24 protein-coding genes are annotated in these 24,764 nt (G+C 34.2%); 19 read left to right on the top strand and 5 right to left on the bottom strand.

Annotated features, from left to right (window positions below; all coding sequences use genetic code 11):
* The first annotated feature begins 1 nt into the window (after window position 1).
* Both BHF68_RS12600 and BHF68_RS15180 read left to right on the top strand, forming a co-directional pair.
* Window positions 2–712 (top strand): cytochrome c biogenesis protein, encoded by a 711-nt coding sequence (locus BHF68_RS12600; protein ID WP_301553641.1) that lies wholly within the window; start codon window positions 2–4, stop codon window positions 710–712.
* A gap of 12 nt (window positions 713–724) precedes the next feature.
* Window positions 725–871, top strand: a complete 147-nt coding sequence (locus BHF68_RS15180) for a CcmD family protein (protein WP_084019429.1) — start codon at window positions 725–727, stop codon at window positions 869–871.
* Between the two features lie 66 nt (window positions 872–937).
* Here BHF68_RS15180 and BHF68_RS12595 read toward each other — a convergent pair whose 3' ends face one another.
* Entirely contained in the window at window positions 938–2,314 is a 1,377-nt protein-coding gene (locus BHF68_RS12595; RefSeq protein WP_069644012.1) for a sensor histidine kinase, read from the bottom strand.
* A 26-nt stretch (window positions 2,315–2,340) separates the two neighbouring features.
* On the bottom strand, window positions 2,341–3,036 hold the full coding sequence (locus tag BHF68_RS12590; protein WP_069644011.1) for a response regulator: 696 nt from the start codon (window positions 3,034–3,036) through the stop codon (window positions 2,341–2,343).
* Between the two features lie 223 nt (window positions 3,037–3,259).
* Between BHF68_RS12590 and copZ the strand changes: the two genes are divergently transcribed.
* Window positions 3,260–3,469 carry a copper chaperone CopZ gene (gene copZ, locus BHF68_RS12585; protein ID WP_069644010.1) on the top strand — a complete coding sequence of 70 codons (210 nt, stop codon included), beginning with the start codon at window positions 3,260–3,262 and terminating at the stop codon, window positions 3,467–3,469.
* Here copZ and cmpA read toward each other — a convergent pair.
* On the bottom strand, window positions 3,460–3,558 hold the full coding sequence (cmpA, locus tag BHF68_RS15270; RefSeq protein ID WP_141706287.1) for a cortex morphogenetic protein CmpA: 99 nt from the start codon (window positions 3,556–3,558) through the stop codon (window positions 3,460–3,462). The genes copZ and cmpA overlap by 10 nt on opposite strands.
* An 86-nt stretch (window positions 3,559–3,644) precedes the next feature.
* On the bottom strand, window positions 3,645–4,310 hold the full coding sequence (locus BHF68_RS15585) for a lytic transglycosylase domain-containing protein (protein WP_245669681.1): 666 nt from the start codon (window positions 4,308–4,310) through the stop codon (window positions 3,645–3,647).
* 156 nt (window positions 4,311–4,466) lie between these two features.
* On the opposite strand from BHF68_RS15585, the gene BHF68_RS12575 reads away from it, so the two are divergent.
* Together BHF68_RS12575 and BHF68_RS12570 are read left to right on the top strand one after the other, a co-directional pair.
* The gene (locus tag BHF68_RS12575) at window positions 4,467–5,690 is read left to right on the top strand and encodes a molybdopterin molybdotransferase MoeA (RefSeq protein ID WP_069644009.1); all 1,224 of its coding nucleotides are present in this window, start codon (window positions 4,467–4,469) and stop codon (window positions 5,688–5,690) included.
* A gap of 174 nt (window positions 5,691–5,864) precedes the next feature.
* A complete protein-coding gene (locus BHF68_RS12570) occupies window positions 5,865–6,473 on the top strand; it encodes an RsfA family transcriptional regulator (protein ID WP_069644008.1) in 609 nt (202 codons plus the stop codon).
* 50 nt (window positions 6,474–6,523) lie between these two features.
* Here BHF68_RS12570 and BHF68_RS12565 read toward each other — a convergent pair whose 3' ends face one another.
* On the bottom strand, window positions 6,524–6,973 hold the full coding sequence (locus BHF68_RS12565; RefSeq protein ID WP_069644007.1) for an N-acetyltransferase: 450 nt from the start codon (window positions 6,971–6,973) through the stop codon (window positions 6,524–6,526).
* A 239-nt stretch (window positions 6,974–7,212) separates the two neighbouring features.
* On the opposite strand from BHF68_RS12565, the gene BHF68_RS12560 reads away from it, so the two are divergent.
* From BHF68_RS12560 to murD, 14 genes are all read left to right on the top strand, one after another.
* The gene (locus BHF68_RS12560) at window positions 7,213–7,590 is read left to right on the top strand and encodes a DUF3397 family protein (RefSeq protein WP_069644006.1); all 378 of its coding nucleotides are present in this window, start codon (window positions 7,213–7,215) and stop codon (window positions 7,588–7,590) included.
* 136 nt (window positions 7,591–7,726) lie between these two features.
* Complete coding sequence (gene nirJ1, locus BHF68_RS12555) at window positions 7,727–8,911, top strand: putative heme d1 biosynthesis radical SAM protein NirJ1 (RefSeq protein ID WP_069644005.1); 1,185 nt, start codon at window positions 7,727–7,729, stop codon at window positions 8,909–8,911.
* A gap of 61 nt (window positions 8,912–8,972) precedes the next feature.
* Entirely contained in the window at window positions 8,973–10,073 is a 1,101-nt protein-coding gene (gene ahbD / locus BHF68_RS12550) for a heme b synthase (RefSeq protein WP_218070366.1), read from the top strand.
* Window positions 10,074–10,194: 121 nt separating this feature from the next.
* Complete coding sequence (bshC, locus tag BHF68_RS12545) at window positions 10,195–11,859, top strand: bacillithiol biosynthesis cysteine-adding enzyme BshC (RefSeq protein ID WP_069644004.1); 1,665 nt, start codon at window positions 10,195–10,197, stop codon at window positions 11,857–11,859.
* A 100-nt stretch (window positions 11,860–11,959) separates the two neighbouring features.
* Window positions 11,960–13,201 carry an adenosylhomocysteinase gene (locus BHF68_RS12540; RefSeq protein WP_141706286.1) on the top strand — a complete coding sequence of 414 codons (1,242 nt, stop codon included), beginning with the start codon at window positions 11,960–11,962 and terminating at the stop codon, window positions 13,199–13,201.
* 148 nt (window positions 13,202–13,349) lie between these two features.
* Window positions 13,350–13,781, top strand: coding sequence for a division/cell wall cluster transcriptional repressor MraZ (mraZ, locus tag BHF68_RS12535; RefSeq protein ID WP_069644002.1), 432 nt, complete (start codon window positions 13,350–13,352; stop codon window positions 13,779–13,781).
* Between the two features lie 37 nt (window positions 13,782–13,818).
* Window positions 13,819–14,754, top strand: coding sequence for a 16S rRNA (cytosine(1402)-N(4))-methyltransferase RsmH (gene rsmH / locus BHF68_RS12530; RefSeq protein ID WP_069644001.1), 936 nt, complete (start codon window positions 13,819–13,821; stop codon window positions 14,752–14,754).
* Window positions 14,755–14,773: 19 nt separating this feature from the next.
* Window positions 14,774–15,187, top strand: a complete 414-nt coding sequence (ftsL, locus tag BHF68_RS12525; RefSeq protein ID WP_069644000.1) for a cell division protein FtsL — start codon at window positions 14,774–14,776, stop codon at window positions 15,185–15,187.
* On the top strand, window positions 15,168–17,333 hold the full coding sequence (locus BHF68_RS12520) for a penicillin-binding protein (protein WP_069643999.1): 2,166 nt from the start codon (window positions 15,168–15,170) through the stop codon (window positions 17,331–17,333). Before ftsL ends, BHF68_RS12520 begins: the two co-directional genes overlap by 20 nt.
* 40 nt (window positions 17,334–17,373) lie before the next feature.
* A complete protein-coding gene (locus tag BHF68_RS12515; protein WP_069643998.1) occupies window positions 17,374–19,287 on the top strand; it encodes a stage V sporulation protein D in 1,914 nt (637 codons plus the stop codon).
* A 78-nt stretch (window positions 19,288–19,365) separates the two neighbouring features.
* The gene (locus BHF68_RS12510) at window positions 19,366–20,850 is read left to right on the top strand and encodes a UDP-N-acetylmuramoyl-L-alanyl-D-glutamate--2,6-diaminopimelate ligase (RefSeq protein WP_069643997.1); all 1,485 of its coding nucleotides are present in this window, start codon (window positions 19,366–19,368) and stop codon (window positions 20,848–20,850) included.
* Window positions 20,851–20,857: 7 nt separating this feature from the next.
* The gene (locus BHF68_RS12505) at window positions 20,858–22,357 is read left to right on the top strand and encodes a UDP-N-acetylmuramoyl-tripeptide--D-alanyl-D-alanine ligase (RefSeq protein WP_084019428.1); all 1,500 of its coding nucleotides are present in this window, start codon (window positions 20,858–20,860) and stop codon (window positions 22,355–22,357) included.
* A 2-nt stretch (window positions 22,358–22,359) separates the two neighbouring features.
* On the top strand, window positions 22,360–23,322 hold the full coding sequence (mraY, locus tag BHF68_RS12500) for a phospho-N-acetylmuramoyl-pentapeptide-transferase (RefSeq protein ID WP_069643996.1): 963 nt from the start codon (window positions 22,360–22,362) through the stop codon (window positions 23,320–23,322).
* A gap of 13 nt (window positions 23,323–23,335) precedes the next feature.
* Window positions 23,336–24,712: a UDP-N-acetylmuramoyl-L-alanine--D-glutamate ligase gene (murD, locus tag BHF68_RS12495; protein WP_069643995.1), complete on the top strand. Its 1,377-nt coding sequence runs from the start codon at window positions 23,336–23,338 to the stop codon at window positions 24,710–24,712.
* Window positions 24,713–24,764: the final 52 nt, after the last annotated feature.

The following is a 24,764-nucleotide window of genomic DNA, read 5'->3' as shown; positions in this document are numbered from 1 at the left end:
CTTGAACACTAATTACACATTAGGAAGTTTTCATAAGTATCTAGGTTGGATTACTTTTTTAGCAGTTACGGTATCTATGTTCTTTATATTCATTATAGCTCCACCTGATGTTCGACTAGGGATTGTTCAAAAAATATTTTATTTCCATGTAGGTACAGCTTGGATTGCTTTTTTTGCATTTTTTATTGTTTTTATTGTAAGTATATTGTTTCTTATGACTAGAAATCGTAATTATGATGTTATAGCGATGGCTTCAGCAGAAATTGGCGTGTTATTTACAACTATTGTTCTTATAACAGGGCCGATTTGGGGTAAGTCATCTTGGAATGCCTGGTGGACTTGGGAGCCTAGGTTAACAACAACATTGATTTTATGGTTTATGTATATTGCATATATAATGATACGTGTTTCTGATATGGAGTGGGAGAAGAAGGCACGTTTGTCATCAGTTTTTGGTATAATTGGATTTATTAATGTACCGATAGTATTTATGTCAATTCGTTGGTGGAACACTGAACTACATCCAGTAGTCTTTGGTGAAGGGGCGGATCAAACTGGTGGCGGAATTTCAGATACTATGCTCTTGACATTGATTATAACTGTTATAACCTTTATGATTTTATATTTCTATCTACTGAAGAAGGGGATAGCAATAGGGCATGCCCGTTACAAGCTTGACGACATTAAAGACAAAATAAAAAATGTGATGTAAAGGAGTGTTATTATGACTTACTTATTTGCAGCATACACAATCACTTGGGTTTTAATTTTCTTATACACATTATCTTTAGGCAAAAGACAATCTGATATTGCTAAAGAATTAGATGTAATTAGCGAACAATTACAGCTGATTGAAGAAGGAAAAAAGTAATTTAGACATAGCTCAAAAAAACCATGGTATTTTCTGATAAGAAAAACCATGGTTTTTGTATATATATTATGCATTTTGATTATAAATTTTGTAAGCTGGCATTTTAAGTGTAAATGTCGTTCCTTTTTGCAGGGCGCTCTCAACACTTATTTGCCAATTATGCGCTTCAACTAAGCTCTTAACAATCGCTAATCCTATTCCAGATCCTCCAGTGTCTCTGTTCCGAGATTTATCTCCACGATAAAAACGCTCAAATATATAAGGCAAATCATCTTCAGATATTCCCAACCCAGTATCACTTACTTTAAGTTGCACAATACCATCAGACTGTGAAATTTTTACTGTTACTTTATCCTTTGGTCTGCTATATTTTATGGCATTTGATACTAAGTTAATTAATATCTGAGTAAGCTTTCCTTTATCAGCATCAATATAAGATTTCTTACTTGCATAGAAAGAAAGGGACATGTCTTTTTGCTTGGCTTGTGTTTCAAATGAATCTACAACAGTTCTTGCAATATCTGTCAATGATAAAACTTCTTTATTTAATTCAAATGAAGCACTTTCTGCTGTAGTTAACTGTTCAAGGTCTTGTATTAATGAGCTAAGTCGTATAACCTCTTCTTGGCAGCTAGAGATAGTTTCTGGTGTTGGATCAATAATCTCATCAATCATCGCCTCAAGCTGACCTTGTAGGGTCATAAGTGGTGTTCTTAATTCATGTGCTATATCAGCTGTAATATTTTTTCTTAATTTTTCTTCTTTTTCTAGCGTTTCAGCTAGATGATTAATAGCAATAGCAAGCTCAGATATCTCATCGTTACTTGTACCTACAGACATTCTTTGTCTTAAATCACCTTTTCTAAGCTCAGTTGCAATATTGGTCATTTTTGTAAGTGGTAATGTTATTCCACTTGAAAAAATAACACTTAGGAAAATAGCAAAAATTGTTGCAAAAATTGCGGTTGAAATTAACGATTTGTTTATTGAGCTTTTAAAGCCTTCTTCTATATCTCCTAAAGGAATATCTCCTAAATAAGTGATATCAACATAACCTACAACGTCTCTATTTACTGATATTGGGTAGGCAACAGTTGTTGTGCTTTGTTCGGATTGCAAGAGAAATAATGTTGTTATATCTGGATGGATGTTTATAGAATTCCATACTACAAAATTATTCAAATCGCGGACACGCAAGCTAATTCCATCTAATATAACAAATGAAGAAATATCTAACCCAGTAGTTGGTGTCCAACGACCATCCATCATATAAGCCTGTCCTAATGCATTGGCTATTTTTTCATTATTAGCCAATAGGTTAGCTTGGATGTACTCGTTGAATTGATCGTCAATAGATTGATTTAGAATCAAACTGTATAACAATAGGGTAACAATTATAGCGAATAGAAACGCCAAAGTGATTTTTGGTGCTAAACCTTTCATGAAAAATTGTCCTTTTTATTTAAGTTTTAATTACCATCAAACTTATAACCCATCCCATAAACTGTTTTTACATATTTTGGATTTTTTTGATCTTCCTCAATTTTTTTGCGTAAGTTTTTAATATGAGCATCGATGGTACGGTCATAGCCTTCAAAGTTATATCCTTGAACCTTTTCCAATAATTCAGTTCTGTTAAACGTACGATGTGGATTTTTCGCAAGCACTAAGAGTAATTTGAACTCATTAGGTGTTAAATCTACAACTTTTCCTTTAATTTTAACTTCGTGTCGTGTTGCATCAATTTCTAATTCGCCATCGTTAAAAGAAAGGATGTCCGCTAATAATTCATTAGGTTGGAAACGGCGCAAAACAGTTCGAACTCTAACTACTAGCTCCCTTGGACTAAATGGTTTTACAAGATAATCATCTGCTCCAATTGATAAACCTTTAATACGTTCATTCTCATCGCTCTTAGCTGTAAGCATTATAATTGGGACGTTGGATTCTTTTCTAATAGCTTCGCAAGTTTGTTCACCTGTCATTTCAGGCATCATTAGATCAAGAATAATCAGTGAAGGCTTCCATTCGCGGAAAACCTTTAATGCGTCTCGGCCATTATAGGCTGTCCGAACTAAAAATCCATCTTTCTTAAGGTACATTGTAATGATATCAACAATCTTAGGCTCATCATCAACTACTAGTATTTTTTTTTCCTGGGTCATTTACTTCACCTCTCATATAAATTTAATATAATTTTGTCCTTAATTTGCTTTTGATAGTCGGCATATTATCCATAATTATATACTATCAAAAATCTTGAGTAATTCAATAAGAATATCTTCATAATTTGTTTGACATTGTAACATATAAATTTTAGTATGTATATAAAACAAAAAACCTTAAGGAATTTTAAGGTTTATAATTTATTATGTTGGAGGTTATAGTATGGATACAAACACGATAAAGGTCGAAGGTATGAGCTGTGGTCACTGCAAAATGTCTATTGAGTCTGCATTAACGTCTTTAGAAGGTGTTAATTCAGCAGTAGTAAATTTATCTAACAAAACAGTTGAAATAACCTTTAACAAAAATGTAGTTAATCTCGATAAAATCAAAGAAGTTGTTGAGGACCAAGGATTTGACGTCTACTTATAGCGGAACCAACATTTGTTTAACATCTTTATTTGATACTTATCTCTTTGGTAAAAAGCTTTTCTTAGCTGTAGCAATAACCAATTAGGCAAAAGTATCACCTCGAAATCTTTAGTACTTTTATTACATTAGTATATGATTAACAAAAAAAAATGTTAAAATAAAAAAACCTCACTTACTAGTAAGTGAGATTTACGTATCTTGAGTTTAGTTGATGATATGTAGATAAAACCTTGTCTATATAATTCTCAGTTTCACGAAATGGTGGTACACCTGAAAACTTATCTACGTTTCCTGGGCCAGCATTATATGCTGCAAGGGCGAGCACTATGTCTCCATCGTATCGGTCTAACATGTACCTAAGATATCTTGTTCCACCATTTATGTTTTCCTTAGGGTCGAAGGAGTTTTGCACTCCAAGTCCATTTGCTGTATTCGGCATTAGCTGCATAAGACCTTCAGCACCAACCCTAGAAACTGCATTTGGATTAAAGTTTGATTCATGCTTAATTACTGACTTAATTAGTTCAACACTAACATTATACCTATTTGCAGCCTCTTCTATATACGAGTCATAAGTAGTTGGCAAATCCATATTACTATGATCAAACTGGCTAACTGGATTAGATATAATTATTATAGTATCATTTGTTAAAGTAGCAGATGATACTATTGTGTTAATATTGATTGGACTAAATGCTAATTCATTCTCTACAAAGGCATCTACGTTATTAGCATAAGTTTTATATGTGAAAAAAGATACAGTTACAAAGCAGGAAAGTATTAAACTAACCGCTATTGTAATATGTAGTAAACGTGCATTTTTTTTAATTGAGTAACTCAATTTATGCTCCCACCTTTTAAAAATAATAGTACTAAATTCTAGTAATATCCATTTACTAAGAATTTTAGTCTAAAAAAATATTTATTTTTGATTATATGAATGTAATTGGACAAACATGAATGGTTTAAAATCATCTTCTTTGAAAGGAGAAATAAAATGTTTTGTATAAAACCTGTTAGTCAGGTTGTAAATGAATGTAAGGCAATAATTAAACAGAAAAATAAATCAAGAGCAGTGAAAATAGAAAATGCTTTAGGTGCTGTTTTAGCGGAAGATATAATTTCAATTGAAGATATGCCAAGCTTTGCACGTTCTACTGTTGATGGATATGCAGTTAAGGCGGAGGATACATTTGGGTCTTCAGAGAATATGCCAAGCTTTCTAGAGGTTACAAATGAAATACTTATGGGAAAAGAAGCTAAGGAACCGTTAGATTTTGGCAAAGCCCAAAAAATTGCTACTGGAGGCATGCTACCCCCTGGTAGTGACGCAGTTGTAATGCAAGAATATACTGAAAATATTGATTCTATGTTGAGTATCTACAAAGCAGTATCACCTGGTGAAAACGTAATTAAAGCTGGTGAGGATATACAACAGGAGCAAGTTATATTTACTAAAGGCCATAAACTAAGAGCACAGGATATAGGGATTTTAGCTGCTATGGGCATCACTTTAGTAAATATCATTGAATCTATTACAGTGGCTGTTTTATCAACGGGAGATGAATTAGTAGATCCAAACACCAAGGTATTAAAGCAGGGGCAGGTTAGAGATACAAATGGATATTCTGTAACAGCTTTTTTAAGGAAGAATAACTATCTTGCTGATTACGTTGGTATATGCATTGATGACTATAAACTTTTACATGATAGGGTACATGAGTTATATCTAGAATATGATGTGGTTATTATTTCTGGTGGAAGTTCAGTAGGGGCAAAAGACGTCACAAGCGATATTATTCAAACGTTACCAGAAGCTCAATTGTTAGTTCACGGGATTGCTATCAAACCAGGTAAACCAACAATAATTGCTACATCAAAGAATAAACTTGTTATAGGCCTACCTGGACATCCAGTCTCAGCTTTAGTCGTAATGCAGCATGTTATAAGTCCGATTATTGCTAGTATGCAAGGTGCAAAACCACCAGCTTTCGAGCCTACAATTAGAGCATATGTTAAACAAAATATCGATTCGCAAACAGGCAGAACCGATATAATAAGGGTTAGGTGTAGCACTGATGGTGATAAAATCATTGCCGAACCATTATTAAGTAAAGCAGGAGTCTTTAGTAGCTTAGTTAAGGCTGATGGCTATATAATAATTTCTGAATCAGTTGAAGGAATAACTAAAGATAGCGAGGTAAATGTACATTTGTATTAAATACCTACTATAGCAAATTCAAATAATAAATTTTTAGAACACTCATTTTTCAGAGTGTTTTTTTGTTTAAAAATTTATATTTTTGGTCATGATAGATAATAACTGGCTTATATTCTACTAAATCATTTCTTTCATATATTTAAAAGTATAACTTCGTATACGGAGGGGTAATCAATGACAGTTAATAGACAAGATGCATGGACTGAAGAAGATGATTTATTATTAGCTGAAGTAATACTTCGTCATATTAGGGACGGGAGTACACAGCTTAATGCTTTTGAAGAAGTAGGGGAAAAACTATCAAGAACTGCTGCTGCCTGTGGTTTTCGTTGGAATAGCGTAGTAAGAAGAAGGTATGAAGCAGCTATTGAAATAGCTAAAGCACAAAGGCAGGCAATGAAAAAAGGTAAGAAAAGCAAAGATGAAAGAAAAGTAGACTATGAACATACGCAGGTTGATAGAGAGTCAGTTCAAGTTAAAGGCTCTCAATTTGAAGAAGCAATTAAATACTTGAAGCAAATGAAAAATGATTATGGTGAATTGAAAAGAAGAAATCAATACCTTGAAAGAAGATTATCTGAATATGAGTCAGAGGTTAAGCGTTTAACAAATGAATGTGCGGAGCTTAAGAAAGAAAAGAATCATTTTGATTGTGTATCTGAAGACTATAAGGCTCTAATACAAATTATGGATCGCGCAAGGAAATTAACTGTATTAAATGAAGATAAAGAAGAAAAGCCAAAGTTTAGAATGGATATGAACGGCAACTTAGAAAGGGTATAAAAAAATAGAGGCGTGCTAAATGCAAACGTCTCTATTTTTTTATGATATTTTTATGGCTCCCAAATATAAGGATTCTCAGCTCGATCTCTAACTGGATTGTATTTTGCAGGTTCAAACCCTAAATTCTGAAAATATGAGTTTGCCCCACATCTTACATTAACTTTTATCGGACATCCTAAGCTTTGAGCGAATCTTATCAGTTTTTTTCCTAAACCCTTTTTTTGATAATCAGGTAAAACTTCAAGCTTACATAGCTCATAATAATCTTGAGGGGGATTAAAGTATCTATCATATTTTTTATCGATTTTATATAAACTCATTCTTGCTACAAGTTTATCCCCGATGTACATACCATAAAAAGGTGAGTTGTTTTGATTTTCAACTATATTCTCTTCGAGTTCCTCACGCATGTAAAGTTCTTCTTGTCCGTATTCTCTGAATTTTTCAAACTCTTCCAAGGTCTTATAATTAATCTGCAGTTGAATAACTTTTTCCTCCATATCATCACCCTTTATAATTTTTTGTTATTACTTAAGTATATTCTTCAACGATATATTATTTTCCTGCAATTAATGATACTGTTTTAATTATCCATTTTTAAAAAATCGTAAATATCGTAAATATATACAATATATTACTAGGAATTAGAATTTTTAATGAGTATAATGTATTTATGAATATTTTATGTTCTTAATTACTTGTAAAGCTATATTAGAATAACTGTTAAGAGGGATAATTTATGGAATTTATTATTAGTTTTCTAACTTTTTTTATTTCTTTACCGTTTTTAGCGTTTGCTGTAGTCTATTTCTTAATTAAATGGTTACATAAAGACAAAAAAAAGGCTTCTTCAACTGCAATTACTGTGACTACGTTTTGTTTGTTTTTATCAGTAACCGTAATGTTTAAAGAAATAGCAAACTTTAACACTGGAATATTTATTCCAATATTACTATTAATTATTTTTATTATTGCTATTGTTGGTCTACAGTGGAATGTTAAAGGTAATATTGATATAAATAAAGCGCTAAAGGGCTCATTTAGATTATGGTTTATAGCTTTAGCAGTTTGTTATTTACTATTATTTATCTTAGGTATAATACGTTTTTCTATATAGAAAAGCATATGTTGTAAAAATGTTGCTACAAAACAGTCACAATTCTGCCACAAACATTTAGATGTAGCAACTTTTTTATATGTTACAATAGCTTTAAATTCTAAATGCAATAGATATACACAGGAGGTATTGGTAAATGATTGGTATTTCACGATTACTATGTGAAAATGAGAATTTTGGTGACAGTTTAAGATATGCTAAAGGTTCTCATGGGCAAAAAGATGGAGCAATAGCTGGGCATGGTCCTGTTGTAGTTTGGACATCAACAAAAACTTGTAATTTAAGTTGTGTTCATTGTTATGCAGCTTCAGAAAATAAAAAATACGAAGGTGAACTTACTACAGACGAAGCAAAGGTTTTCATTGACGACTTAGCTGATTTCAAAGTACCAGTATTATTATTTTCAGGCGGTGAGCCATTAGTACGTCCAGACACATTTGAGCTAGCAGAATATGCGGCTAGTAAAAATATCAGAGTGACATACTCTACAAATGGTATTCTAATTGATAAAGATGTAGCAAAAAGAATGAAACAAATTGGTGTAGGGTATGTAGGTATTAGCTTTGATGGTATTGGTGAAGTTCATGATAAGTTCCGTGGTATGGAAGGTGCATTCGAGAAGTCTTTACAGGGTGTGAAAAACTGTATTGAAGTTGGACAAAAAGTAGGTCTTCGTTTTACCATTAATAAGCAAAACTACAAGCAGTTAAATGAAATTTTTGACTTTTTAGAAAAAGAAGATATTCCACGTGCTTGCTTCTACCACTTAGTTTACTCAGGTCGTGGTAATGAAATGGTCCAAGATGATTTAACACATGAGGAAAGCCGTCATGCATTAGATATTATTATGGATCGCACAATAGATTTCTTTAATCGTGGTATTGAGAAGGAAATACTTACAGTTGATAATCATGCAGATGCTATCTATTTATACTTACGTGCTAAAGAAAAGTATCCAGAGAAAGCAGAGCAAATATATAACTTAATTAAAACAAATGGTGGTAACCGTTCAGGTATTGCTTTTGGTAATGTAGATAACTTAGGGAATGTACATCCAGACCAGTTTACTCAAGGTTATACATTTGGAAATATTAGAGAGCAAAAATTCAGTGAAATATGGACAAATGCTGAACATCCTATCCTAAAAGGATTAAAAGACCGTAAACCTCTATTAAAGGGCCGCTGTGCGCAGTGTAAGTGGTTGAACATGTGTAACGGTAATTTCCGTGCTCGTGCAGACGCAATTCACGGAGATTTCTGGGAAAGTGATCCAGCATGTTACTTGACTGACGAGGAAATCGGCTTAACCGTAAAAGCTTAAAGGAGGTATTCAGGTGTCTCATCCACATACAGAAATGTCTATTCATGAAATTAGAAAGCACATGAATCAAATGGCCCATGGCGATGTTAATGATTACATGAAAAATATAGGTCATAAACTAAGATTAATATTTTGGGAGTTAACAGAAGGGTGCAACCTTAAATGCATCCATTGTAGAGCAACTGCCCAACCAGAGCGTAACACACAGGAATTATCTACTGAAGAATGTTTTAGAATTATTGATGAACTAGTTAAGTTTTCTAACCCAATCGTAATCTTAACGGGCGGGGAGCCTTTATATAGACCAGACTTTTTTGAGATTGCACAATATGGAACAGATAAAGGTTTGCGCATAGCAATGGCATCAAATGGAACGATGATAACAAAAGAAATAGCACAAAAGATTAAAGATGTTGGTGTGCAACGTGTATCTATCAGCTTTGATGGTGCTAACCCAGAAACCCATGATGGATTTAGAGGGATTCCTGGTTCATTTAATGAAGCATTACAAGGTGCAAGAAATCTCCGCGAAATAGGTGTTGAGGTCCAGTTTAATACAACAATTACTAAACATAATGTCCATGAAGTGGAAGAGATTATGGACTTAACAATACGTGAAGGTGCAATTGCACTTCATACATTTATGTTAGTTCCTGTTGGGTGTGGAGTAGAAATATCTGATAATGCGATGCTGCCTTCAGATGAATATGAAAAGGTCTTAGAGTGGTTCTATCAAAAATCTAAAGAAGTACCAATAGAATTAAAAGCTACCTGTGCACCACATTATTTCCGTATTATGCGACAAAAAGCTAAAGAAGAGGGTATTGAAATTACACCTAAAACACATGGTATGGCAGCAATGACTAAAGGCTGTTTAGCTGGTACTGGTGTTTGTTTCTTATCTCACAAAGGTCGAGTACAGCCTTGTGGATATCTTCCTGTACAGGCAGGAGACGCAACGAAACAAACAATGCAGGAAATTTGGGAAGGCTCAGACATCTTTACGCAGTTAAGAGATAATGCTAACCTTAAGGGTAAATGCGGCATATGTGATTACAAAAATGTCTGCGAAGGTTGTCGAGCAAGGGCATTTGCAGTAACAGGAGATTTTCTTGATCAAGAGCCATCATGCAATTACATTCCGCGTAAGATACAGAAATAATTTAGACTTAGATATATTGTCAACTCAAATGGGAGCTATTTTTAGCTCCCATTGTATTTTTTATATATATTCGATAGTATGTAGATTAGAGCACGTACTTTAAGTTAAGGGGTCTATTTATATGGATTTACATAAAATAGAACAGCAAAACGAAAACCCATTTATAAATAGTTTTTTGCAGAAAAACAAGGAAATTGTTAATCTCTTTGATAGTACGACTGTTGATAAAAACAGTCTATGGCAAAGGTCAACAGAGATTGATAGATATCATAACCAGGACATAGATATCGCTTCACGCGCTAAAATAGCACTACATTTACAACGCTATCATGAGAATCTTTCAAGCATTAATAAAGAAACTGGAGTCAATCCTATAGTGCAAAAAAATATTAATGGTTTTAGTAAAGGCATGCACACGATAGTGACAGGGCAACAGGCTGGACTTTTTACAGGTCCTATATACACTATAAATAAGATAATCTGTTTACTGAAAACGGTCAAAGAACTTGAGCAGATGTATAACATAAAAGCTATCCCGATTTTTTGGATTGCAAGTGATGACCATGATATTTCTGAAGTGGATTATATAAAAATTAACTCCTGCATACAACTAAATAAACTGTCCATAAAATGGCAGGTAAAACCACAGAAATCTATAGCAGATATAAGCTTAACTACATCACAAATTTCAGAATTATTATCAAGTTTTAGTAATATCATGCCAGATTCTGAGTTTAAAAAAGACATAATAAATAAGATTGGACAAGCATACAAGGACACTTCTTTATCAATTTCGTTTGCTGCGTTACTATATAATATGTTCTCACAATTTGGCTTAGTATTGTATGATGCTCATGATAAAGAATATAGAAAACTCCAAACTAGCTTTTTTATTAAAACTATAAAAGAAGCAGCTACTATTCTTGCTGGATTTAATAAGGGTTATCAAAAAGTTGCAAACATAGGAGTTACACCTCAGGTAAATTTAAATCTAAATAATACAGGCTTATTTATAGATAAATACAGTAAGAGGCGTGTCCTTTATAAAAATAAGGATAAGTTCTTAATAGATAAAGTAGATAAGCTATGTACTGAAAGTGAAATAATAGATATAGCTACAAATGAACCAAATATCTTAAGCACAAACGTTTTACTTAGACCTTTATTGCAGGAATATATGTTTCAACCGTTGATATATATAGGTGGACCATCAGAGATTATGTATTGGGGGCAAACTAAACCTCTTTTTAAAATATTCAATTATAAAATGCCTATTATTGTACTGCGGAATTCATATACTTATTTAACTCCAAAGACTCAATATAAAATACATAAAAACGATATAGATATAGAAGAAACTATAAAAAAATTCAAATTAACACAAAGGGTAGACCCTATAAAGCAGGGCCATTATGAGCTAGAGTCGAAAATTACAAATTTAGAAGATGATATCTATAAAACGTATTTCGAGCATATAAAATTAATTACAAGTGAGCATGCTCAAATCAAAAGTATTAAACATCATGCAGAAATAAGTTGGCACAAAATAAAAAACGAAATAAATGAATTTAAACATATTTTACAAAAACAGCATGATTTGAAAATTAAGAATACATTAGAAGATATACGATGGATTGAAAGAGAACTGATACCAAACGGAGTATTGCAGGAACGTATTTTGAACATTTATCAGATTATTAATTGTGTTGGAATAGGTTTTATTGAAGATATTATTAATGATAATTGCCACACAATGGATGGAAAACATTATCTAGTACATATATAGATAGAAACTAAAGAACATAGTTACTTAGAAATTGCATTTTACTGTTATGCAATTATTATGTATAATACATTTTGTCAATGATATTGGAGGAGGAATAGAAATGAGCGTAATTAAAGATATTAAGTTAGCACCTGAAGGCCATTTAAAAATAGACTGGGTTAAGGAAAATATGCCAGTATTAAATAGAATTCGGGAAAAATTTGAACAGGAAAAGCCGTTTGCAGGTTTAAAGGTAGCTATTTCGCTACACTTAGAAGCGAAAACAGCATATCTTGCTAAGGTAGTACAAGCTGGTGGAGCAGAGGTTGCTATCACTGGTAGTAATCCTTTATCTACTCAAGATGATGTATGTGCAGCCCTAGTTGAGGATGGGATTCATGTATATTCTATGTACAATCCAGAGCCCGAGCTTTACCACAACTTAATGGTGAAAGCTTTGGATTTTGGCCCTGATTTAATTATTGATGATGGTGGCGATTTGGTTTCGATTCTGCATACTGAACGTAGAGATTTATTACCTAAGATACGTGGTGGTGCTGAAGAGACAACAACAGGAATTGTACGCTTAAAGTCCATGGAAAAGTCAGGGGAGCTTCAATTCCCTATGGTAGCTGTTAATGATGCTTTCTGCAAATATCTTTTTGATAATCGATATGGAACTGGACAATCAGTTTGGGATGGTGTTAATCATACTACCAATTTAGTTGTAGCTGGCAAGACAGTTGTAGTTATTGGTTATGGATGGTGTGGTAAAGGTGTTGCCATGAGAGCTAAAGGCTTAGGGGCAAATGTAATAGTTACAGAAATAGACGCAATAAAAGCTACTGAAGCCATAATGGACGGATTCCAAGTTATGACAATGGATGATGCAGCTGCAGTTGGTGATTATTTTGTAACAGTTACAGGTAATATTAATGTGATTAGAGGACAACATTACAAAAACATGAAGAATGGAGCCATCATGTGTAATGCTGGACACTTTGATATCGAAATAAACAAACCAGAATTAGAAGAGATGTCGATCAGTAAACGCCGCGTTCGAAAAGACATAGAAGAATATCTGCTAAAAGATGGTAGAAAGCTATATTTGCTTGCTGAAGGACGTCTAGTAAACCTTGCGGCTGGTAATGGTCATCCTGCTGAAATTATGGACATGACTTTTGCTTTACAAGCAATGAGTATCAAGTACATTAACGACAAGTATAAAGAGCTAGGTAATCTAGTTTTAGAGGTTCCTTATGAATTAGATAAACAAGTAGCTAGTTATAAGCTTGATGCCCTAGGTGTATCGATTGATAAACTAACCGATGAACAAGCAAAATACCTAGATAGTTGGAAATAGAATAGTTATTTAGACCCTTTTTTAAAAAAAAGCTAAAAATCCTGCTAAAAATAGCAGGATTTTTTTTATTTGTGGAGAACAATTATAGTGAAGTGGTGTAAAGTGGTGGAAAGTGGGTGAATATATCCGCGAGGAGGGGATCGTAAACGTGTTTATGGGTGAATATCAACATTCGATTGATGTTAAAGGCCGCATAATTATTCCAGCTAAACTTCGAGACGGTTTAGGGAAAACGTTTATAATTACCCGCGGATTAGAAAACTGCCTATTTGTATATCCAATGTCAGAGTGGGAGCTATTAGAACAAAAACTAAAAGCTTTGCCTTTCACAAAAAAGGATGTACGTGCATTTACACGATTTCTACTTTCAGGAGCAATTGAGGCAGAGGCTGATAAACAGGGGAGGGTTTTATTACCTAACAACTTGCGAGACTTTGCTGAAATAGATAAAGAGTGTGTGATTATTGGAGTATCATCTAGGGTAGAAATATGGAGTAAAGATAAGTGGAATAATTATTACCAAACTGCAGACTCTACCTTTGAAGATATAGCAGAAACGATTGTGGACTTTGAATTATAGAGATTTTAAAGCTTTATATACGATAGGAGAGACTATTATGGCCTTTGAGCATATCTCTGTTTTAGCAGAGGAAGCACTAGAGGGATTAAACGTAAGACAAGGCAAGGTATATGTTGATGGCACTCTAGGTGGTGCTGGACACAGCTTACGGATTGCTGAGCGCCTTCATGGTGAAGGTACACTTATTTGCTTGGATCAAGACGATTGGGCAATTGACAATGGCCACTTGGTATTAGAGCCATATAAGCTAAATACTCACATTGTTAAAACTAATTTCAGATATTTAGATAAAATTATCAGAGATTTAGGGATAGCTGAGGTAGACGGGATTCTATTAGATTTAGGAGTTTCATCTCCGCAGCTAGATGAAGCAGAGAGAGGTTTTAGTTACAACTATGACACACCACTCGATATGCGAATGGATAGAACACAAAGCCTTACTGCATATAACATAGTTAACGAATGGGATGAAAAAGAATTAGCGTTAATTCTAATAAAATATGGAGAAGAAAAATTTTCAAGACGCATAGCAAAACAAATTATTCAAAACAGACAACAAAAACCAATTGAAACTACAGGTGAGTTAGCTCAAATAATAAAAGATTCCATTCCAGCACCTGCAAGACGCAAAGGGCCTCACCCAGCTAAACGAAGCTTTCAAGCACTGAGAATAGCAGTTAATGATGAACTAGGCGCCCTAGAAGAAGTGTTAGAAAAAGGAATAGAGATACTAAGTGCAGGAGGAAGAATGGCGATTATAACCTTCCACTCACTAGAAGACCGTATAGTAAAGAAGAAGTTTCAGAGCAAAATGGTAAGCTGTACATGTCCTCCAGGATTTCCAAAATGCGTTTGTGAACTTAAGGAGGAATTCAAGTTAATCACAAAAAAGGCAATTGAGCCAACTGATAGAGAGATTGAAGATAATCCACGTGCTAGGTCAGCAAAACTACGAGTTTTAGAGAAATTATAATTCGGGAGGCAGTAAATATATGGCATATACTATACAGAGTAATTCAATCCACAGGAAAAATGTTTATCTTGACTCATCAGCAACACATAGAGTAGGATTGCAGAGTAAGGTAGGTCTACAAACACTCGATAAATTAATAGTACTTTGTTTAGTAGCTCTTGCTGTAGCAGCTTCTGGAGTATTAGTGTCAAAATATGTTACTGCTTCTGAGTTGAATTATCAAAAACAGGAGCTTCAACAACAAATTGCAACATTTAAAGAAGTTAATACACAATTGGAAATGAAAATTGCTGAGCTATCATCACCAGAACGCATATATGAGATTGCAGTTAATGATATAGGAATGTCAACTGCATCACCAGAAAATGTAAAAATAGTTCAACGAGTTAGGGTTGCAGAGGTGGAATCTTATTATGGTGGAAACATCAATTAATGATAAAATTAGAAAGAAATTAAAGAGACGTGCCATTGCAATATCATTTGTAATGGCCGTACTTGTTATAGCGGTTATTAGTAGAATTAGTTATATACAAATAGTTAAAGCAGACTGGCTAGTTGAGCAAGCTGCTTTTGTTTGGAATAAAAATAGCGTATTGTCCCCAGAAAGAGGAATGATTTTAGATAGAAATAAAGCGCGCCTAGCTTACAATGCTAAAGCATATACGATTATAGCCCATCCTAGGTTAATCGAAGACCATGTAAATACAGCAAGAAAACTAGCTCCTGTAATTAACATGTCAGAACAACGGGTATATGAACTAATAACACGTGATGCATATCAGGTAGAGCTTGGGCCAGGTGGAAGGAAGATTTCAGAAGAGCTATTGAATAAAGTACAGGAATTAGAGCTTGTAGGTATATCATCAATTGATGAAACTGTTCGCTTTTATCCAAACTCCGCTTTTGCATCCCATATTATTGGGTTTAATAATGCGCAAGAGGATGGAGTAACTGGTATTGAATTATTGTATCAGAATGAACTTAAAGGCCAAACAGGTAAAATTTCGTACATAACTGATGGTAGACGTAGAGAAATACCAGCTGGAGTAAAAAGCTATGAACCTGCACAAAACGGTAGTGATATAGTACTCACGATAGATCAGAATATTCAGCATTTTGTCGAGCGGGCTTTAGACAATGCCATTGAAATATATAACCCTAAAAACGTTACAGCTATTGTAGCTGACCCACAAACAGGTGAAATATTAGCTTTAGCTAATCGGCCTCATTATAACTTGAACTATATTACAATGGAAGATAGCAAAAAAATATATCAGAATTTAGCGATTAGTCAGTTTGAGCCAGGTTCGACTTTTAAAATAATTACACTTGCAGCCGCTATCGAAGAAAACTTAGTTAGTTTAGATGACAGAGTAGTCGATAACGGTTACATTAATGTGCCAGGGGGCACAATTCGTACTTGGAATCGTATCGGCTTTGGAGAAATATCAATTCTAGAAGCTTTTGAACGCTCTAGTAATGTGGCCTTTGTTAAGATGGGACTAAACGAACTAGGACAAGAACGTCTATTTGATTATATTAATAGGTTTGGGTTTGGCAGTCAGACAGGCATAGAGCTGCCTAATGAAATGAAGGGTAACATATTTTCCAATCGAAGACTATACCCAATCGAAGTCGCAACTACATCCTTTGGGCAGGGAATTGCCGTAACCCCTTTACAGCAAATACAAGCAGTTTCGGCAATTGCTAACGGTGGCAACTTATTAAAGCCAACAATAATCAAAGAAGTCTCCAGGAAGGAAGGAGATAAAGAAATAGTAATAAAACAACATCAACCTACAATAGTTGACACGGTAATATCAAAAAATACAGCTGAAATAATGAAAGAAGCAATGGAATCAGTAGTGTCAAATGGATCTGGTCAGCGTGCACGAATTGAAGGCTACCGAATCGCTGGAAAAACAGGCACGGCCCAAAAAGTAGGTCCTGATGGTAGATACATTGATAATAAGCATATAGTGTCATTTATAGGCTTTGCTCCTGTTGAAAATCCTAGATTAATCATATACGTTGCTGTAGATGAACCTAATGCCACAGATAGTTATGGTAGTACTGTTACGGCCCCTATCTTCAAAGAGATTATGCAGGATTCGCTACATTATTTAGGAATAAAGGCAACAGAAAACAGAGAACAAGCAATAAATAGAAACTTAGTTGATGTAGAATTATATAAAGGTAAATATGTTGCTGAAACACTAAATCAAATTGATAAAAAGTCTTTGAATGTTAAATTAATTGGAAATGGAAATTATATAGTAAATCAAAGTGTACCAGCAGGTGAACAAGTGCCTGAAGGTACAACACTTTACTTGCTAACTGGTGGTTCAGATGGGAATATAAACCCTGCTGCTAACTTAGTTCCAGACTTTCATGGAATGTCTAAAAGTGAAGTGTTTGAATTGCTATTCTTATTAGAAATGGACTTTCTAGTAGAAGGTAATGGTTATGTAATAAATCAATCTCAAGAAGCGGGTCAAATGTATGACAATAGTGAACCGATTCATATATTATTTAGCTCATACTCTAAGCCTGTTCTAAACCAGTCCCTAGATGAATAACTTGTTTTAAAAGCAAGAGTTTTGTCTAGGGGGTAATTTCATGAGAGTAACACATATGACTGTTAGAAAGAGAACTTATATTGTCTTACTAGTGGTCATATTTATTTTTTTAGGATTAATTTTTCGCCTTGGTTATATACAATTGTTTAAAACCCATTGGCTTACAGAAAGGGCAGAGGATCTATGGCGTCGAGATATACCCGTAGAAGCAAAAAGAGGTAAGATTCTTGATAGAGCAGAAAATGAAATTGCTTATAATGTTAGTGCACCGACTGTTATAGCCATTCCAGCACAAATAAAAGACCCAGAACTTACTGCCCAAAAACTTGCACCATTAATAAATATGGATGAGGAAAAGGTGTATAGTTTAATTACTAAAAGAACGTTAATGGTTTATTTAGCACCAGGTGGAAGAAAGATTGATGATCAAGTAGCTAATCAGATAATGCGCTTGAGGCTTCCAGGTATAGTAATAACAGAGGAAAGCAAACGATATTACCCATATGGAAATTTAGCGTCTCACATATTAGGTTTTACAGGAATCGATAATCAAGGGCTTACTGGTATAGAGTTGGTATATGATGAAAACTTAAAAGGAAAACGTGGAAGTATATCTTTTTTTTCAGATGCTAAAGGTAGAGAAATTCCAAATGAGAAGGATACATATACTGAGCCTATACATGGTCTGGATTTAGTATTAACAATTGATTTAACTATACAAAAAATAATAGAGCGTGAATTAGACAAAGCAGTTCAAACATATCAACCGGAGAGCATCCTAGCTATTGCAATGAATCCTAATACTGGAGAAATATTAGGAATGGCAAACAGACCTACATATTATCCTGAAGATTATCAAAGCTATCCACAGGAAATATACAACAGGAATCTAGCTATTTGGAAAACCTTTGAACCTGGATCTACATTCAAAATTGTTACCCTTGCTGCCGCTTTGGAGGAAGGCAAGGTAAATTTAAATGAAACGTTTTTTGACCCTGGATATATTATGGTAGCAAATCATAGAATTCGTTGCTGGAAACATGGAGGCCATGGTGAGCAAACTTTTGCAGAGGTTGTAGAAAATTCTTGTAACCCTGGTTTTGTAACATTAGGTCAACGTCTTGGATCTGAGTTGTTATTTTCTTATATCCATAGATTTGGGTTTGGGAAGAAGACGAACATAGACCTACCTGGAGAAGCATCAGGACTAATGTTCAAACCAGGACAGATTGGTCCACTAGAATTAGCTACTACTTCATTTGGTCAAGGGGTTTCAGTTACTCCAATTCAACAGGTCGCAGCAGTCTCTTCTATCGTTAATGGAGGCTATCAAATACAACCGCATATTGTAAAAGGCTGGAGAGATCCTGTTACTAAGTTATATGTTCATAAAAATGAACATGCTACTGGTAATCAGGTGATAAGCTCTGAGACATCGGAGTTAGTCAGACTAACCTTAGAGGGTGTAGTTGCGAACGGTACAGGTAGAAACGCATATATAGATGGTTATAGAGTGGGAGGAAAAACAGGAACTGCACAAAAAGTGGGTCCGGATGGAAGATATCTAAAGAATAATCATATTGTTTCATTTATAGGGTTTGCACCAGCAGACCAACCAGAGCTTGTCATATATGTTGCTGTGGATAACCCACAGGGAATCCAATTTGGTGGAGTGGTAACGGCACCTATTGTCAAAGGCATTATGGGGGATGCTTTAAAACATTTAGGTGTAGAAAAAAGAACAGAGCAACTTGAAATGGACTATAGATATGATGATATACGCTATTTTGATGTTCCGAATTTAGTTGGAGAAGAAATCAAAGATGTAAGAAGAACATTGAGACATTTTCAGCTTGAAGTGATTGGTGAAGGTTCAAAAATAGTTAGTCAAGTTCCAAAACATGGTCAAAGGTTACCCGAGAACACAACCATTCGTGTTTATCTAAATGAGTAACAGATATTCCTTTATAGACATCTACAAACAACAAGTTTAAAATAGGCATTAACGTATATTTTTGGAGGTGTATAAAGTATGAAGCTAATGGATTTAATAAGTCCGCTGTTACATAAAGATATAATTAATTCTGATCAAATAGAGCAAGTGCAAATAAAGTCATTAACTTCAGATTCTAGAAAAGTACAAAGGGGCAGTTTATTTGCCTGTGTGCCAGGTCATACTGTAGATGGGCATGATTATGCCTTAGACGCAGTTAAAAACGGTGCTGTAGCTTTAATCGCTGAGCGAAGGCTACAAATTGATACACCTCAAATAATAGTTCCTAGTATCCAAAAGGCGTTACCAATAATTGCTGATAAATTTTATAGCCATCCAACAAGAAGCTTAAAACTAATTGGAATAACAGGAACAAATGGCAAAACTACTACTACTTATTTAGTAGAAAAAATATTTAAGGATTATGGAAAAAAAACTGGGGTTATTGGCACCATCGAAATGAGAATTGGAGAAGAAAAGTATCCAGTTGCAAATACAACACCGGAGCCTATTAGCTTACAAGAAAACTTTCATATGATGGTAGAAAAAGAGGTAGAGGTTGCTGTTATAGAAGTTTCTTCACATGCACTGGAATTGCACCGTGTGGCAGGATGTGATTTCGATATAGCAGTCTTTACGAATTTTACACAGGATCATTTGGATTTTCATAGTTCTTTAGATGAATACAAGCAAGCTAAAGCAAAATTATTTAGTCGTTTGGGTAATGCCTATGGAGATTATGAGCAAAAGTACACGGTATTAAATGCTGATGACCCAGAATATAGCTATTTTGCTGCAGCAGCAATCATGCAAGGATTTACCTATGGGATTAAAAATGATGCTGATATCAAAGCGTACAACATTGTCAATAGACCTGAAGGAGCTAAGTTCACTGTAGATACTCCTTTGGGAAGTACAGATATTTCCTTAAAAATGTCTGGAGAATTCAGTGTATACAACGCATTAGCTGCAATAGCGATTTCTTTATTACAGGGTGTACCTTTGACGTTGATAAAAGATAGCTTAGAAGCTGTTCCAGGTGTTCCAGGCAGGTTTGAGAAAGTGGATGTCGGTCAGGATTTCACAATTATCGTTGATTATGCGCATACTGCCGATAGTTTAGAAAATGTATTAAAAACTATAAAAGGATTTTCTGCTAAGAGGATAATTACTGTATTTGGATGTGGTGGCGATCGAGATAAATCAAAAAGACCACTTATGGGCAATGTATCAAAGAAATATTCTGACATCTCGATAATAACCTCAGACAACCCGCGAACTGAAGATGTAAAAAGTATAATTGATAATATTATGGTTGCTTTTAAAGATGCACCAGATGCATCCTATATACGTATTGATGATCGAACTAGTGCAATAGAGCATGCCGTTAATATTGCTGAAAAAGACGATGTAATCCTAATAGCAGGTAAGGGCCATGAAACATATCAGATAATAGGCACACAGAAATATGATTATGATGATCGTTTGAAAGCTATAGAAGCGGTAAGAAAAAAAGATAGGTAGGTGAGCAATGATGAAGCGGACCCTACATGAACTTATAGAAATGCTAGGAATTAAAGATGACAAGATAATAGTTAAATTTCCAGATAAAATAGCTGGTTCCACCAAACTAGACTATAAAAGTATTGTGATTAGTGGAATCTCAACAGACACAAGGGAGATTCAAGAGGGTCAATTATTCATTCCTTTAATTGGAGACAAATTTAATGGTCATAAATTCCGCAATGTAGCTTTTGAACAAGGTAGTAATATTTCTTTTTGGGAAGAATCAATTGCCGTTCCTGATATACCAGGAATCTATATCCTTGTAAGAGACACACTTGAGTATTTGCAATATTTAGCTAAACAATATAGAAAAACTTTAACAGCAAAAATAATAGCGATTACTGGGAGTAATGGCAAAACAAGCACAAAGGACTTGGTAGCTAGCGTACTTAGACAGAAATATAAAGTAAGGGTTACGAAAGGTAATCTAAACAACCATATAGGTGTTCCTATAACAATCTTAAGTATTGAAGATGATGACGAATATGCTGTTATAGAACTTGGTATGAACCATTATGGAGAAATTGACTTATTAACAAGAATAGTTAACCCAGATTATGGTGTTATTACGAATATAGGCGAAAGCCATATAGAAAACTTTGGAACTAAAGATAACATAGGAAAAGCTAAGTTTGAACTTTTTTATGCTATGAATAATGGGTATGCTATTGTTAATTGGGACGATGCTATTATAAGAAAAAAGACTGAAGACATAGTCAGTAAAAGCACTCTACAAATCATAAAATATGGTATTGAATCTCACGAAGTTGATTTTTCAGCTAAATTATTAAACGCTACTGATAATGTATTGTCAAATACAGTTTTCGAGGTAGTTGATATTATAAATAGTAAGCGATATGAGTTCACAATAAATACCCAGGGAAAACATAATGTATATAATGCACTAGTGGCAGTCTCTATTGGTCATATGGCTGAAATTGTGCACACAGACATTCAGGCTGGCTTAAGTCAAGCAAAGATCACTTCTATGAGAATGGAAATTATTAAATATAGAAATTCATATATAATTAACGATGCTTATAATGCTAGTCCGACCTCCATGAAAGCAGCAATAGAATATTTAGCTAATCTGAAAGAACCTTTAAAAAAAGTTGCATTATTAGGCGATATGATGGAGCTTGGGGAAATGGCTCCAGATTATCATAAGGAAATTGGTGATTTTCTATTACAGGAAAATATCGATGAATTAATTGCATATGGTAATAATGCTAAACACTATATAATGGTAAATGACAATGACAATGACAATGACAATGACAATGACAATAGTAACAGTAGTACGTTAATATCTTCTTTTTATGAAAATGGTAAAGAACAACAACTACAATCAAAGATATTCCATGAATTGAATCGTGGATGCGTATTACTTGTTAAGGGCTCTAGGTCAATGAAACTCGAAAGGTTTATAAACATAAATGGGAGTAGCAATGTGAAAGGGGATTAATAATGGATTATCAAATTGTATTAATTGCAGTAATCGTTTCAACAGTAATTTCAGCCATCTTAGGTCCTCTATTAATCCCAATATTACAACGTCTTAAATTTGGTCAAAGTATCAGGGTTGATGGTCCACAAAAGCATTTGCAAAAAGCGGGCACGCCTACCATGGGCGGTGTTATGATAATAATAGCGTTGTCAATAACAGCACTCCAATTTGCTAATAATACAATAACGTTATTCCTATTAGCATTAGTCACAATAGGGTATGGGTTAATAGGCTTTACTGATGATTATATTAAAGTTGTAATGAAGCGAAATTTAGGGCTAACTGCAAAACAAAAGTTAGTAGCTCAAATCTTACTAGCTACTATTTTTTATTGGTTTTTAATTCAAACTAATCATGACACAGCTATTTATTTACCAGGTACTACTATAGGGTTTGAATTAGGATGGATTTACTTACCGTTTGTAGTCTTCATTATGATAGGAACGACAAACGCTGTTAATTTAACTGACGGTTTAGATGGATTATTAGCTGGGGTAAGTAGTATTGTTTTTACTGTGTATGCACTTATAGCTATATATATGAGCCAATTTGACGTGGCAATCTTCTCTGCATCTGTGGTCGGAGCTTGTCTTGGATTTTTGCTTTATAATGCACATCCTGCAAAAGTTTTTATGGGCGATACAGGATCATTAGCGTTAGGCGGAGCATTAGTTGGTATTGCTATATTAACAAAAACAGAGTTATTGCTAGTGATAGTAGGTGCGATTTTTGTCATAGAGGCGCTTTCAGTTATAATTCAGGTTATATTTTTCAAGTGGAAAAAGATTCGAATTTTCAAAATGAGTCCTATACATCACCATTTTGAGTTAAGTGGCTGGTCAGAGTGGAAGGTAGTTATTGTTTTCTGGTCATTTACTTTGATAACAGCCTTATTGGGACTAGTAATTCAATTCAAGTTATAATGGGGTGCAACTATTGGATAAAGAATTCTATAAAGGTAAAAACATATTAGTACTCGGTCTTGGAAAGAGCGGTGTAGCAGCTGCAAAGTTGTTACATGCTACTGGAGCTAACGTTACTGTCAATGATATGAAAGCGGCTGATGTCGTAGACCAGGAGCAATTAAAGACTTTGAAAGATTTAAATATTAAAGTCGTTTTAGGACATCATCCACCAGATATTGTAACTGAGAACATAGATTATGTTGTCAAAAATCCTGGCATTCCTTACTCTGTTTCACCGTTAAAAGAAGCAGCAAGATTACAGATTCCAATGATTACAGAAATCGAGCTAGCGTATTCATTAGTTGATGGCAACTTTATTGGAATTACTGGTAGTAACGGTAAAACTACAACGACGGCATTAACGGGTGAAATATTAAAAAACGATGGCTTAAATCCATTTATAGGTGGCAATATTGGCATACCTTTATCAAAAATTGTTTTAGAGGAATATCAACAATTTAATCGTTACCCTACGGTACTAGAGTTAAGTAGCTTTCAATTGCAAGGAACCATTAATTTTAGGCCTAATATAGCAGCTATTATAAATATGTATGAGACTCACTTAGATTATCATGGGACAATGGAAGATTATATAAGTGCAAAAAGCATGATATTTAAAAATCAAACAAAGGAAGATCATTTAGTTTTAAATGCAGATCAATCAATCTTCTGCAAATTCCTAGACTCTATAAAATCGGAAATTATATGGTGTAGTAGAATAAATCCAAAACAGCTTGGAGTCGTAATAGATAATGACGAAATTGTCTATAGAACCGAGCTTAAAAAGGAACCAGTTTGTAGTATCTATGAACTGGCTATTCCTGGTGAACATAATTTGGAAAATGCCTTGTTTGCATCAGCCATATCACTATTAAAAGGAGTTAAGTCTGACGTTATTCGTGAGACTTTAATGAGCTTTAAAGGTGTAGAGCATAGACTTGAATTAGTAGGAACAATCGATAACGTAACTTATTACAATGATTCAAAAGCTACGAATCAACAAGCAACAATTCGAGCATTACAATCTTTTAATAAACCTATTATTTTAATTGCAGGTGGACTAGATAGAGGCAATGAATTTGAAGAAATAATAGAAGCATTTCGTACTAAAGTAAAAACTTTAATAGTTTATGGGGAAACAGCCAAAAAAATGATTTCAACAGGACAAAAAGCAGGTATCAATAAATGCATTAATGTTAATAATCTAGAAGAAGCTGTAAAAGAGGCAAAGATTCTAGCAGAGCCTCTTGATACAGTAGTATTATCACCAGCCTGTGCTAGCTGGGATATGTTTCCTTCCTTTGAGGTGCGTGGGAATATGTTTAAACAGTACGTCTTGGACAATTAATTTAAGTTTTTTATATAGGAATGGAATATTTTAACCAAACATCGAATGAACT

It is taken from the genome of Desulfuribacillus alkaliarsenatis, assembly GCF_001730225.1.
Taxonomy (GTDB): Bacteria; Bacillota; Bacilli; order Desulfuribacillales; family Desulfuribacillaceae; genus Desulfuribacillus; species Desulfuribacillus alkaliarsenatis.
Note: the sequence above shows the minus strand (reverse complement) of the source record. Positions and strands in the feature narration are given on the sequence as shown.